The sequence below is a fragment of the Heyndrickxia sp. FSL W8-0496 genome, assembly GCF_038007825.1.
GTDB classification, from domain to species: domain Bacteria; phylum Bacillota; class Bacilli; order Bacillales; family Bacillaceae_C; genus Heyndrickxia; species Heyndrickxia oleronia.
The window spans coordinates 5145076-5158653 of sequence record NZ_JBBOXX010000001.1; the positions used below are offsets into that span (position 1 = coordinate 5145076).

The window sequence follows — 13578 nt, forward strand, 5'->3', positions numbered from 1 at the left end:
TTATTCATCCTCAACCATCAGTTTATAGCCTAAGCCTTTAACCGTAAGCAAATACTTAGGATGAGAAGGCTGCTCTTCAATTTTCTCCCGTAATCTTCGTATATGAACCATAACCGTATTATCCATCCCGAAGAATTCCTCACCCCATACCGCATCATAAAGTTGTTCCTTACTGATCACCCTATTTTTATTTTCTAGAAAATACTTCATCAATCCGAATTCTTTCGGTTTTAATTCAATCATTTTTCCACTTTTTATCAATTGTACTTTTTCCTCATTTAACTCAAATGGGCCGACCTTTATAATCGAATCCTTCTCAATAGTTGTCTGCATATAATCCGCTCTTCGTAGCTGTGCCTTTACTCGATAGGCTACCTCTTTAGGACTAAATGGTTTAGTAATATAATCATCTCCACCAATGGCAAAGCCTAATATTTTATCAATTTCCTCCGTTTTTGCTGATAAAAATAATATAGGTACTCGTGAGATATTCCTTATTTGTCTACACACATCATAGCCTTCTCCATCCGGCAGCATAATATCTAATAAAACAAGATCAGGATTGGTTTCTTTGAATTTACTGAACCCATCATAAGCAGTAGTCGAGGTAATAACGTTTTTTATTCCTTCTTTCTCTAATACTGTTTTTATTAGTCTTAAAATATCTTCTTCATCATCTATAATTAATACCTTTTTATTATTTAAGGACATCCGATACCTACCTCCAGTAATGATTGCCTGTTTTATTATTATCAAAAAAGAACCCTTTTTAACAAGGATTCTTTCATTTTTCTACATACTACTACTTTAATTTTTCACTAACCTTCTTTGGTAAATCTTTTTTTTCTACTTCCTGATAAGAAGTCACACCTTTATCTTTTTTAGTATATAACATTAAATAAGCATTTTCCTTAAGTTGTTTTGGTGAAGTAAATGACAAGGTTTGTTGTTGACCATTCTTGTCAAAGGATGGTAATTTGTACTCGTACCTAATTATTTTCTCACCATTATCGATTTTATCTTCGATCATTTTTCCTTGACCCTTAATCTGGGTATACAATTGATCTGCTCCTAATCTATTAAAGTTAACCTTCTGAAGAACTAGCCCTCCACCAATTAGTATCACTACTATGATGAGGCATGATAATATGATTTTTTTCATTGTTTTACTCCAATCCTTTATTGTTTATCTGATTTCGTTACGATTTTGTAGTAGGTATTCACTGTTAAGAAGTAATAGGCAATATAAATACATACGTAAATACCTATACAAATGAACACTGGAATAACTAAGTTTGTTTGCATTAGCCTTGATAAAGCTGTTAAAGCAACGATACTATGAGCAATTCCTGCAATAAGTGGTAGGGCAAAAATAAATAATATTTGTCTAGCAATAGATTTTTTTACTTCTTTTTTATTTACACCAATTTTGTGTAAAATTTCATAGCGCTCTTTATCTATATTTGCTTCCGTAAGTTGTTTAAAGTAAATGATACTACCTGTTGCTGCAAGAAATACTAATCCAAGGAAACCACCCATGAATATAATTAAACCAGATGACTCCATTCCTTGAGCATAATTACTATAGAAGTTTGAAAAGTATGCTTCCTCTGGTAATAAAGATTGAATATCTTTCGTTAATGTCTTCGCATCATCTTCATTCGTTATTTTGTATGCTTCCATGTTTACTAGATTTTTTTCATTTGCTAATTTCGAAAATAATTCATTACTAACTACAAGTGTTGTATTAGCTGTATAGAGATTGAGAACATTAAATTTCTTCAAACTTTTAAAGGTTATATTTTTACTGCTATCATTTACCTTTAATGAAACTGTTGATCCTACATATTTAGGTGATAAACCTTCAAAATAACCTGCATCTAGGACAGCTGCTTCATTTCCTTTCAGTAAAAGGGTGTCATTTCTTTTTTGTAACTTTATTAATTTATTATAGGTTTTATTGTCAATAACGCTATATTCCACTTGATCCGCAGACATTTTACTATTCAGATTTGTAATATCAACATCTATATTTAGTGTTGGAATGGTCTCATGATAGACAATCTTATGGCTTTTATCCTGTGATACACGCTCTTTGACCTGGTCAGCGATATGTGAATCCTTCGTTATAAACATCATGCTATTTGGATTGGCTATTTCTGCATTACTTCTATTGTTATAATAAAAACTATAAGCAGCTCCGACTGCAGATAGTGTAGTCGCACTTAATACTGCGATAATCGTTAATGTACGGGCATTCCCCTTCATTCGATAAAGTAGTTGGGATATACTAATCAGATTAATCCCATTCCAAAAATGCTTTTTATTTTTTCTTAATACCTTCAATAGATATACGGTTAATGTACTAAATAATAAATAAGTACCGAGAATTACTGTAACCAAAATAACGATTGGAGTTACCGCAAAGCCCAGTGTTCTCCATGCATTTGACTCTAATAAATTTTGTAAAGCTAACCAATAGCCAATACCGAGTAATATAATGGAGAAAACGGCAATTAAGAAGGATGCTTTTGGTTCCTTTTCCCCTTCTTGCTCTGCCTTAAATAGCTCAATTAATTTAAAACGATAAATTAACCGGTAACCATGAATGGAAGTAATGGCTGTAATAATGATGAATACAACAATTGTGTTTATGATAGCTGCGGGCGAGATTACAAAATTCCCAATTGCTTCATAGCCCATGATTTTCATTAAAAGTGTCACAAAGAACTTAGACAAAAGTGTACCAAGGACGATCCCAATAATAAGAGCGATGATTCCCATTATAAAGTTTTCGTAAAATAACATTTGACCAATTTGTTTCTTTCTAACACCTAATAGAGAGTAGAGTCCGACTTCTTTTTTCCGTTTCTTCGTAAAAAATGAATTCGAATACCAGATAAAGACAGCAACAAAAATCATTAAAACAACCGCAGCACCATTAAAGGCTGAACTAATTTTTGTAGAAGAGTCTGTTGAAGCTTGGATAGCATCATCATACTTTAAAGAAACAAAAGTAAAGTAAATGACAATACTAAAGATCATCGATGCAATATATAAAAAATAATTGGTGAAATTTTTCCTAATATTTTTTCTAGCAATGCTAAATAGAGTCATTCTAATGTCCACCTCCAAGTGAAACAAGGACATCAACTATTTTTTGAAAGAATTCCTGACGAGACTGCTGCACTTTATGAATTTCTGCGAAGATTCGTCCATCCTTAATAAATAGAATCCTTTTACAAAAGCTTGCAGCAAACGCATCATGTGTAACCATAAGAATGGTTGATTGATTATTTTCATTAAGGGAGGTTAAGCTTTCTAATAAGCTTGTTGCAGATTTTGAATCCAAGGCACCTGTAGGCTCGTCCGCCAAGATTAGGCTTGGATTAGTTACTATTGCACGGGATGCAGCTGTTCTCTGTTTTTGACCTCCAGATATATGGTACGGATATTTATGAAGTATTTCTCGAATCCCAAAAGTATCAGCAATCTCCTCGACGCGTTTGTTTATTTGTTGTGTTGGGACCTTTGATAACGCCAAGGGAAGCAAAATATTTTCCTTTACCGTTAGCGTATCTAGTAAATTGTAGTCCTGGAATATAAATCCGAGTTGATTCCGGCGGAAATCGGAAAGTTCTTCTTCCTTCATTTTGACGATATTTTGATTAGCGATGATTATATCCCCAGCTGAGGGCGTATCAATCGTCGATAAAATATTTAATAATGTTGATTTACCTGCTCCTGAAGGCCCCATAATTCCAATAAATTCGCCTTCCTTTATTTCTAAATTAATATCTTCCAATGCTTTGTATTGATTTCCTTTTGAGCCATATATTTTTTGAACATTTTTTGCGGATAAAATTGTTTTCATTAAGAAATCCTCCTGTTTATTATCAAAGATCTTTCCTTAAACTAAGTTGACTTTGTAAACAATGCCCTTATACTCAGCCTTATTATTAAGAAAGAATAACCTTTTTAAAAAGATGCCCCCGAAAATGTGCCGATCTTATCATTCATTGCAATTGACGAAGAACAATTGATTAAATTCTGCATGAATTGTTTGAGTTTAAAACTCAATAAGTAAGCTGCTCTATCAACAAAAATAATTATACTGACTGTACCTTACACCACTTTAATAGGAACCTTACAAAAACCTTAAAAAAGCAGAAACCCCATTTTTAAAGGATTTCTGCCCTGAAAATTATTATTTTTGTATAGAAAAAGCCCAAGATAGGTAGCGAGATAGAATCAAATTACTAATTGATATAAGCAAATGGCTTCGAAATAAATAAACAGGATCAGATGATTGCAGAGAGCATGTTTCCCGAGATGTTGGTTGAGGAAAATAAAAATAGGAAGGTAGATAACAATAAAAAAGATAATGAGTAGGCAACGATGGAAGATTAGTAAAAAGCCTAAGATAACAAATATAATAAATACAACTTCTATTGGAAGGATATATAGAAAGCTTCAGTCTATGTGTAATCTATAGAATGTAAGTTAGACAGTCCTACAACTTAGAGGACTTGTCTAACTCAGTTTTCATTTCTATTAAATAGCAACTCATTTCTTTGTGGCAGGAAATCTCCTCCCATATGTCATAAATCGCCATACCTTCTCTAATGGCCCCATCTTGAAGAACTTAAACCAGATGACACTATAACACATTTGGATCACATAAATGACGATTGAAATGATCACAATGTTACTTGGTGACACCACTTCAAGCCCCATTAATGAAATGATTCCCAACCCGATAAAGCTTTGCGCCCAATAATTTGTAAATGCCATTTGACCAACACATGCAATTGGCTGAAGAAATTTTGTGATCTGCTTATGTTCTAAGATTGAAAATAAGCTTACAAGATAAAAATAGGTGGTCGGTATTACGCCAAGCGCAATAATTGATTGGATATTTTGATCATCTGCTTGAGAGGCAAACCAAATCCAGGCTGAGAAACCAATGAATAATGGGAATGTCACCATTTGTATCAGTCTTATTTGTCTGGATAAATCACGCACATGGCGGATCCAATCTGCTTTAGCAGCTAAAAATCCTGATAAAAACATAATGAAAATAGCAATTGCATCGTTTCCTATAAAGGCAACAACTTTAGAAAATACCCCCATGTCCGGAGCAAATAGATTCATTATAATCGAAAGAATATAAAAAACAATTATCATTCCTAACCACTTACTAATTGTTGACACCCTTGCTCGATAAAAAGGTAGAAGAAAGAGACCGATGATTGCATATATGGATAAGATCGATCCCCAAAAAACTATTAAATGGATGATCCCAATGAGGAAAAGGGCGATTAAACGTCTAGCAAACCTCCATAGCGGCTTATCTCCACGGCTCTCAGCACGTGATGCAAAAATATAAAACCCTACACCAAATAAAAATGAAAAGATTGAAAAGAATTTTTTCTCGATAAACATGTCAATGAATATGTCGATAATCCTATTAAAACCACTGTAAACAGGAAGACTTTCTTCACTCATAATGATTTTATATGCCCCGACATTAATTAGAAGTATGCCAAATAAAGCTATGCCACGAATAATGTCTAGAGACAAGATACGTTCTTTCTGTGGAATGGAAGGATTCATACAATAAACTCCTCTGCTAAAATAATGTGAATATAATTAGTTTAATAAACAAACCTTACACCCTTTTAATCTGAACCTTACATTAACCTTAACAATAAAAAATAGAGCCTATAATAATTAGGCTCTAATATAATCCAAAAATATTTGTTTAATGATTGTTAACTGAATACGGGGCTCAAAATCATCCTTTATTAGGGGAATCCGTTCAAATAAGGAAAGCTTTCTTGAAAATAACCCAAATGCATTAATTACAGAAGATAAAACTTCTTTAGTAGGTAAATCCGATCGTATAGATCCATCCCCCATCCCTTCTTCCACAATGCTAGAAAGTGAATTCCCTATTTTTTTGCGAATCCCTATGTAATCCTGATAATTTTCAAGCTCTTCCAAGGAAGTGGAAGCATAGCTTTCAAATGCTTCAAGCATCGTTGTTTTCGATTTTCACCAGATTTATACCTCTTATTATTTTTTATGCAATCTCTATCTATGAACAAATAGCTTCTAAGGGAAATTAACTTGATCATATGTCCCATTTACGTCTAAATGATTAAGTAGTTATTTTCATATTTAATATTTGAACGAGTTGGCTATTTAAATCGTTCACACTATATGAAAAATCATTCTGATACCAATGTATAATCATACCAATCATAGCATTAGCTTGATAAGCACAATAAAGCTGTCGATTGATTCCACTTTTAATATTTGCTTCTGTATCTTGAAGCAATAAATGATTAATTGTTTCAAATAATAAATAATAGTACGTCAATGGAACTTTTTTTGAAAAGATAATTTTGTAGAAAGGTTGATATTTTTCGATATGATGAAATATCCGAATAGTAGAAGGATCTAATTCGCTCGTTTTTAACACGGATACGTGGCGGTACGGTTCTTGATAAGAATTGATTAAATCCGCGGTTATCTCCTTAAAATACTCCTCAAATAATTCCTCGATATTGGAATAATGTAAATAAAATGTACCTCGACTGACCTTTGCTTTCCTGCAAATTTCCGAGACTGTGATAACCTCTAGAGTTTTTCCCTTCAACAATTCTAATAATGCACGATGCAATGCCTCTTTCGTTTTCTGGATACGCAAATCGGTACTCATTTTATCACCTCTTATTGAACATATTTTTTAATTTGTGTTAATTATTGAACAAATATCGTTATTTTGTAATTGTAGGTGTCTATCCAACTTTATTATAATTTTTATTGAACAACTGTACAATAAAATTAAAGGGGGCATTTCGAATGAGATTAGATGGAAAAGTAGCTATTATCACTGGTGCTGCATCAGGTATGGGTAAGGCAATTGCAGAAGGTTATGCAAAAGAAGGTGCAAAGGTTGTTGTATCAGACTTAAACTTAGATGGTGCAAAATTAGTTGTTGAAGGAATTAAGGCATCAGGTGGAGAAGCAATCGCCGTTCAAACAAACGTAGCTTCTGAAGATGATCTACAACGTTTATTCACTGAAACGAAACAAGCCTTTGGAACATTAGATATCCTTGTTAATAATGCTGGCATCATGGATGGCATGGAGCCCGTAGGAGAAGTTACGGATGAACGCTGGGAAAAAGTATTCGCTGTAAATACATTAGCAGTTATGAAATCTATGCGTATCGCAATCAATCTCTTTTTAGAACAAGGACATGGAACTATAGTAAATAATATCTCTGCCGGTGGTTTATATGGTGCACGTGCTGGTGCTGCTTATACTGCTTCAAAACATGCTGTTGTAGGCCTTACAAAAAACACAGCCTTCATGTATGCAGATAAAAACATCCGTTGCAACGGTATTGCTCCAGGAGCAGTTATAACAAATATTGCTTCAACGATGACAAATGTGAGTGAATTTGGTGCAGGTCGTCAATCATTAGGTTTAGCTATTAATCCCCGTGCCGGCCAACCTGAAGAAATTGCACAAATGGCTATCTTTTTAGGGTCAGATGAATCAAGCTTTGTTAATGGACAGGTTATTGCTGTAGATGGTGGTTGGACCGCTTATTAACTTTATATTTCTAAATAGCAGGAGGATTTAATAAAAATCCAAAACAAGAGACCACTCAGCAGTGGTCTTTTTCTTGTATCAGAGCCGGTATGTATAATATTTGTTAATTGAGAAATAATAATATCAATTGAAAATTGCCTTACATCCTCACTATAACGTCAATTCCTATTTCCACTTACAATATAGAATGCTAATAAGAATTTAATAATCTTATATTGATCACACCAATTAATATTAGACTCTTTTCTCAAACATTGTTGCTATTTAAGTAAAGTTTAAACGAAAAACTATCGGCCGAAGATCGCCACACCTTTAAAATTTACTGAGAAAAGTCTGACCATCCGCATAAGAACCGCGTGATCCTTTATTAGGTGTAAAAGCCGACAGTTGGCTATTACAAAAGCAAGCAAACTAAAAGGAAACAGCCGATATTAATAATAAAAGTTTATTTCCTTGACAAATCATTAAGATCTATATGATAATGGTTTTTGAATTATAATTATTATAAAAAACTAATTATAATCAAAAGCAGAATTATATTTAGTTTTTAATAGTTATGACTTTATGTCCTAACTACCTATTTTATAAATTAAAACTCAACTAGGAGGAATTTACTAATGTCTTTAATCGGAAAAGAAGTATTACCATTCAAAGCACAAGCATACAGAAACGGTGATTTCATGGAAGTTACTGAAGAAAATTTAAAAGGTCACTGGAGTGTTGTTTGCTTCTACCCAGCTGATTTTACCTTCGTTTGCCCAACAGAGCTTGAAGACCTTCAAGAACAATATCCAGCTCTTCAAGAATTAGGAGTTGAAGTATTCTCTGTATCAAGAGATTCTCATTTCACACATAAAGCATGGCATGATACATCAGAAGCAATCGGTAAAATTACTTATACAATGATTGGTGACCCTGCGCATGTTCTTTCTCGCAACTTCGATGTATTCATTGAAGAATTAGGACAAGCTGATCGTGGTACATTCATCATTGATCCTGATGGTGTTATCCAAGCAATTGAAATCAATGCAGATGGTATTGGCCGTGATGCTAGCACACTTATTAACAAAATTAAAGCAGCACAATATGTTCGTAACAATCCTGGTGAGGTTTGCCCAGCTAAATGGAAGGAAGGCGAAGAAACACTTAAACCAAGCCTTGATCTTGTAGGGAAAATCTAAGGGGTGCTATAAATGATTCTGGATGCAGATATTAAGGCACAATTAAATCAATATCTACAACTATTGGAAAATGATGTACTACTTAAAGTTAGTGCAGGATCCGATAAGTTATCAAATGACATTCTATCTCTAGTTGATGAGTTAGCAACCATGTCACCAAAAATAAAAATAGAAAAAACAACATTAGCGAAAACACCAAGCTTTAGTGTCAATCGCATTGACGAAGATACTGGGATCGCTTTTGCTGGTATTCCTCTTGGTCACGAATTTACTTCATTCGTGCTAGCTCTTTTACAAGTAAGTGGAAGAACTCCCAAAATAGACCAAAGCTTAATCGATCGAGTAAAAGGCATCGAAGGCGAATATCATTTTGAAACATATGTTAGCCTAAGCTGTCATAACTGCCCAGATGTTGTACAAGCTTTGAACATTATGAGTGTTCTCAATCCTGGGATTACCCATACGATGATTGACGGTGCGGCTTTCAAAGAAGAAGTTGAAAGCAAAGGCATTATGGCTGTACCTTCGGTTTTCCTAAATGGCGAATCTTTTGGTAGTGGTCGAATGACACTCGAAGAAATTCTTACTAAAATGGGGAATACTGCTGATGCCTCTGAGTTTTCAGATAAGGACCCATTTGATGTGCTTGTTGTTGGTGGAGGCCCATCTGGTGCTAGTGCAGCGATCTATGCAGCACGTAAAGGCATTCGAACAGGTATTGTGGCTGAACGTTTCGGCGGTCAGATCATGGATACACTGGGCATTGAAAACTTCATTAGCGTGAAATACACTGAAGGCCCTAAACTCGCTGCAAGCCTTGAAGAACACGTGAAAGAATACGATATCGATATCATGAATTCTCAACGTGCCAAGCGTTTAGAGAAAAAAGACTTTGTTGAAATCGAGCTTGAAAATGGTGCTGTTCTAAAAAGTAAAACAGTCATTCTTTCAACAGGTGCTCGTTGGCGCAATGTCGGAGTTCCTGGAGAAGCCGAGTTCAAAAACAAAGGTGTCGCATATTGCCCTCACTGTGATGGTCCATTATTTGAAGGTAAAGACGTTGCCGTAATTGGTGGAGGTAATTCAGGTATTGAAGCAGCTATTGACCTTGCTGGTATCGTCAAGCATGTAACAGTTATTGAATACGCAGCAGAACTAAAAGCTGATTCTGTATTACAAGATCGCCTTTACAGCCTTCCAAACGTTACAGTTATTAAGAACGCACAAACAAAGGAAATTACCGGTACTGATAAAGTAAACGGCATTACCTATATAGACCGTGAGACAGAAGAAGAGCATCATGTAGAATTACAAGGAGTCTTCGTTCAAATTGGTCTTGTTCCAAATACTGATTGGTTAGGTGATACGGTTGAACGTACTAGAATGGGCGAGATTGTAGTAGATAATCGTGGAGCAACGAGCATACCTGGAGTATTTGCTGCAGGAGACTGCACGAATAGCCCATACAAACAAATTATTATTTCCATGGGTTCAGGTGCAAATGCAGCCTTAGGTGCATTCGATTATTTAATCAGAAATTAATAGAACAAAGTCACTGCGCTATCAAATTTTTGGTAGCACAGTGACTTTTTTTGTTCCCTCGATTCATTTGAATGATGTTTATTACCAATCCATTATGGCAATGAAACCAATGAAATGTGGAGATATATAATTTTTTAGGGATTTAGATCATTCATCCTTTGGTATTATTGATTCATGAGAAACAATTAATTCTGCTTGCCCTACCAATGTATATTGTTGAATACCATTCGGTAAGATAAAATGGGTCCCTTTTTCGATAGTAAAGGACTTTTCATTAATGGTAAGGACTGCATGTCCTTCTATCACACTTACCTGTAAAAAGTTTTTAACCATGTCACAGACAGCCCGTCCATTTAATTGCCAATGATGCACAGTAAAATATTGTTCCTCAACTAATTTCTTGTCGATTAAATCACCATTTACCTTCTCCGTTTGTTGGACCACAACATCTTTGTGTGGAACGGTGGTCACTTGTTTTGAGCGATCTAGATGCAATTCTCTCTTTTGACCAGAGGCATCTGTTCGGTCATAATCATAAACTCGATAGGTTATGTCAGAACTTTGCTGTGTTTCAAGGATAACAATACCTTTTCCAATCGCGTGAATCGTTCCACTTGGAACATAGACAAAATCTCCAACTTTTACTTTCACATGTCTTAAGAGCTGCTCCCATTCACCTTGATCAATCAATTGCGCCAATTCCTCTGCTGTTTTAGCATGATGCCCTAACACAAGTTCCGCTCCTTCTTCAGCACTCAATACATACCAACATTCGGTCTTACCATACGGAACCCCTTCCACTTCACGGGCAAATTGATCATTGGGATGGACTTGTACGGATAAATCATCAGCTGCATCCAAGATCTTTATAAGTAAGGGATATTCTCCTTGATAGTCATTAGGTTTATTAAATAACTCCTTATGCTCATTCCATGCATCTGCCAATGTTCTCCCTGCAAGAGGGCCATTAATAATATAGCTTGGACCATGCGGATGTGCAGATATTACCCACGCCTCCCCTGTCCTCTCATACGGAATATCATAATTAAACTCTTCTCTCAGCTTCTTCCCTCCCCAAATCCTCTCCTGAAATACAGGCTGTAAAAAGATTGGCTCATTTTTATACATTAAACATTAACCTCCATTTGAAGCGAAGGGACGGTTCTTATGCTTATACTTCGGACACAGAAGGAAGCAAGAGAACCGTCCCTATGCTTTTAAATACTCTCTAATAATTTATAAGCTTCTTGCTTAGAATCTACTTTTAGGAGTTGTTTTCGGAATTCGTCATCCATTAGTTTTCGTGATAGCATTTGGAGTATTTTTAGATGGGCATCTCCGGCAGCTTCTTCTGGTACGGCTATCATAAAGATTAGTTTTGCTGGTGTTCCGTCTAGGCTGTTCCAGTCGACACCGTCACGTTTGATTCCGAAAGCAACGGCAGGACGGTTAACCGTATTGGATTTACCATGTGGTATGGCAATGTTCATTCCCAGTCCAGTAGAGCTTTCTGTTTCGCGATTTAAGATTGCTTGTTTAAATTCCTGTTTAGAGCGAACAATTCCATTTGAAGCAAACTTCGAAATGATTTCATCTATTACATCATCACGATTCATTCCCATTAAGTTAGTTTCAATTAATTCTATACTAGTAATATCTGTTAGTTTATGAATTTCACTGTTCAAAGAGGCCACTTCAGTTCTTTGAGTATTCGTATTTTGAACTGTTTTTTCATGTACACTTTCAGCATCATTTGAATCTCCACCAATTGTAACAGGCACAGCTTCTACATTCTTTTTCAAAGCAATTACCATAATGGCCGTAATTATTACACCGACAATTACCGCGACAAAGAACATTATCACATGGTCAACAGCACCTAGTACTGCAACAATTGGACCACCATGTGCTACACTGTCCCCTACTTTTGAAAGCATTGCGATGACTGAACCAACCATTGACCCAACCATAATACTTGGAATAACACGGAGCGGATCCTGGGCAGCAAAAGGAATGGCACCTTCTGTAATTCCGAATAAACCCATAGTAAAGGACGCTTTTCCAGCATCTCTTTCCGTTTGCGTAAATTTGCGTTTATTAATGAATGTTGCAAGTCCAAGTCCAATTGGTGGAATACAAATAGCAACCGCAATTGGTCCCATAATTTCATAATTTCCTTCTGCAATCATCGATGAACCAAAAAGAAAAGCAACCTTGTTAAATGGACCACCCATATCAAAAGCAATCATTACTCCAAGAATTAACGCTAACAAAATCGAACTTCCACCTTGCATACCCGCAAGCCAGTCAGTTAGTGCTTCAAACACATGTGCAACTGGTGAACCAATGACAAATATAAACAATAAACCAACAATCACTGATGCAATGATCGGAATAAAAATGATCGGCATTACAGGCTGAACAGCCTTTGGTACTTTTATTTTCTTAATTCCAAGTGCCACATAACCTGCTAAGAAACCAGCAATAATCCCGCCGATAAAACCTGCACCGGCTTCACTTCCATAAAAACTTCCGTTCGCTGCAATATAACCACCAATCATACCTGGCACAAGTCCAGGACGGTCTGCAATACTTACCGCTATAAAACCGGAAAGAATAGGGACCATGAACATGAATGCAGTGGAACCAATGCTTTCAACATGTTTCCAAAAAGAACCGTCAGGAATTTTAATTCCTCCTGGTGTTTGTTCCCCTCCAAGCATCAGCGCAAGTGCAATCAATAATCCCCCAACAACAATGAAAGGAACCATATATGAGACACCACTCATTAAATGCTTATATATTGGGTTTTCCTTCGATTTCCCTTTTTTCGCCCCATTGGCAGCAGCTAGTTGGGGCTTGTAAACAGGGACATCACCATTTTGAATCCGCTTTATTAATTCTTCTGGCTTGCGGATACCATCCTGAACTCCCGTGATAATAACCTTTTTACCGGCAAAACGCTCTTTCGGTACTTCTTTATCTGCTGCAATAATAATACCATCCGCTTCAGCTATTTCGTCTTCGGTTAATGCATTTTCTACACCAATCGATCCTTGTGTCTCTACTTTTATATCGATGCCCAACGCTTCGCCTGCTTTCTGCAAGTTCTCAGCGGCCATATATGTATGGGCAATTCCAACTGGACATGCTGTAACAGCTAATATTTTCCCCATGCTGTTTATCCTCCTATAATTCTCTGAAGTAATCGCTTACTTATATAATA

The 13578-nt window shown here is 35.7% G+C and carries 12 protein-coding genes; 3 read left to right on the top strand and 9 right to left on the bottom strand.

From position 1 onward, the window contains the following. The 7 genes from NST63_RS26005 to NST63_RS26035 form a co-directional block, all read right to left on the bottom strand. Complete coding sequence (locus tag NST63_RS26005) at positions 1-711, bottom strand: response regulator transcription factor (protein ID WP_212944962.1); 711 nt, start codon at positions 709-711, stop codon at positions 1-3. A gap of 91 nt (positions 712-802) precedes the next feature. Further along, entirely contained in the window at positions 803-1162 is a 360-nt protein-coding gene (locus tag NST63_RS26010) for a YxeA family protein (protein ID WP_341044087.1), read from the bottom strand. A gap of 17 nt (positions 1163-1179) precedes the next feature. Continuing rightward, positions 1180-3117: an ABC transporter permease gene (locus tag NST63_RS26015; protein ID WP_341044088.1), complete on the bottom strand. Its 1938-nt coding sequence runs from the start codon at positions 3115-3117 to the stop codon at positions 1180-1182. A gap of 1 nt (position 3118) precedes the next feature. Beyond that, positions 3119-3874, bottom strand: a complete 756-nt coding sequence (locus tag NST63_RS26020; RefSeq protein ID WP_212944959.1) for an ABC transporter ATP-binding protein — start codon at positions 3872-3874, stop codon at positions 3119-3121. A 692-nt stretch (positions 3875-4566) separates the two neighbouring features. Then, positions 4567-5616, bottom strand: coding sequence for a DUF418 domain-containing protein (locus NST63_RS26025; RefSeq protein ID WP_212944958.1), 1050 nt, complete (start codon positions 5614-5616; stop codon positions 4567-4569). Positions 5617-5733: 117 nt separating this feature from the next. After that, the gene (locus tag NST63_RS26030; RefSeq protein WP_251345286.1) at positions 5734-6042 is read right to left on the bottom strand and encodes a hypothetical protein; all 309 of its coding nucleotides are present in this window, start codon (positions 6040-6042) and stop codon (positions 5734-5736) included. Between the two features lie 121 nt (positions 6043-6163). Then, complete coding sequence (locus NST63_RS26035) at positions 6164-6727, bottom strand: TetR/AcrR family transcriptional regulator (RefSeq protein ID WP_212944956.1); 564 nt, start codon at positions 6725-6727, stop codon at positions 6164-6166. A 143-nt stretch (positions 6728-6870) separates the two neighbouring features. On the opposite strand from NST63_RS26035, the gene NST63_RS26040 reads away from it, so the two are divergent. From NST63_RS26040 to ahpF, 3 genes are all read left to right on the top strand, one after another. After that, positions 6871-7629: an SDR family oxidoreductase gene (locus NST63_RS26040; protein ID WP_251339505.1), complete on the top strand. Its 759-nt coding sequence runs from the start codon at positions 6871-6873 to the stop codon at positions 7627-7629. A 617-nt stretch (positions 7630-8246) separates the two neighbouring features. Then, entirely contained in the window at positions 8247-8810 is a 564-nt protein-coding gene (gene ahpC / locus NST63_RS26045) for an alkyl hydroperoxide reductase subunit C (RefSeq protein ID WP_058005086.1), read from the top strand. Between the two features lie 12 nt (positions 8811-8822). After that, entirely contained in the window at positions 8823-10352 is a 1530-nt protein-coding gene (gene ahpF / locus NST63_RS26050; protein ID WP_341044089.1) for an alkyl hydroperoxide reductase subunit F, read from the top strand. A 147-nt stretch (positions 10353-10499) separates the two neighbouring features. Here the strand turns inward: ahpF and manA are convergent, their stop codons facing one another. Together manA and NST63_RS26060 are read right to left on the bottom strand one after the other, a co-directional pair. Continuing rightward, the gene (manA, locus tag NST63_RS26055) at positions 10500-11480 is read right to left on the bottom strand and encodes a mannose-6-phosphate isomerase, class I (protein WP_341044090.1); all 981 of its coding nucleotides are present in this window, start codon (positions 11478-11480) and stop codon (positions 10500-10502) included. An 89-nt stretch (positions 11481-11569) separates the two neighbouring features. Beyond that, entirely contained in the window at positions 11570-13528 is a 1959-nt protein-coding gene (locus tag NST63_RS26060; RefSeq protein ID WP_341044091.1) for a PTS fructose transporter subunit IIABC, read from the bottom strand. Positions 13529-13578: the final 50 nt, after the last annotated feature.

Bases quoted from the DNA above. Each gene is read 5' to 3' on its own strand.
- NST63_RS26005 (WP_212944962.1), bottom strand. From the start codon at position 711: ATGTCCTTAAATAATAAAAAGGTATTAATTATAGATGATGAAGAAGAT.
- NST63_RS26010 (WP_341044087.1), bottom strand. From the start codon at position 1,162: ATGAAAAAAATCATATTATCATGCCTCATCATAGTAGTGATACTAATT.
- NST63_RS26015 (WP_341044088.1), bottom strand. From the start codon at position 3,117: ATGACTCTATTTAGCATTGCTAGAAAAAATATTAGGAAAAATTTCACC.
- NST63_RS26020 (WP_212944959.1), bottom strand. From the start codon at position 3,874: ATGAAAACAATTTTATCCGCAAAAAATGTTCAAAAAATATATGGCTCA.
- NST63_RS26025 (WP_212944958.1), bottom strand. From the start codon at position 5,616: ATGAATCCTTCCATTCCACAGAAAGAACGTATCTTGTCTCTAGACATT.
- NST63_RS26030 (WP_251345286.1), bottom strand. From the start codon at position 6,042: ATGCTTGAAGCATTTGAAAGCTATGCTTCCACTTCCTTGGAAGAGCTT.
- NST63_RS26035 (WP_212944956.1), bottom strand. From the start codon at position 6,727: ATGAGTACCGATTTGCGTATCCAGAAAACGAAAGAGGCATTGCATCGT.
- NST63_RS26040 (WP_251339505.1), top strand. From the start codon at position 6,871: ATGAGATTAGATGGAAAAGTAGCTATTATCACTGGTGCTGCATCAGGT.
- ahpC (WP_058005086.1), top strand. From the start codon at position 8,247: ATGTCTTTAATCGGAAAAGAAGTATTACCATTCAAAGCACAAGCATAC.
- ahpF (WP_341044089.1), top strand. From the start codon at position 8,823: ATGATTCTGGATGCAGATATTAAGGCACAATTAAATCAATATCTACAA.
- manA (WP_341044090.1), bottom strand. From the start codon at position 11,480: ATGTATAAAAATGAGCCAATCTTTTTACAGCCTGTATTTCAGGAGAGG.
- NST63_RS26060 (WP_341044091.1), bottom strand. From the start codon at position 13,528: ATGGGGAAAATATTAGCTGTTACAGCATGTCCAGTTGGAATTGCCCAT.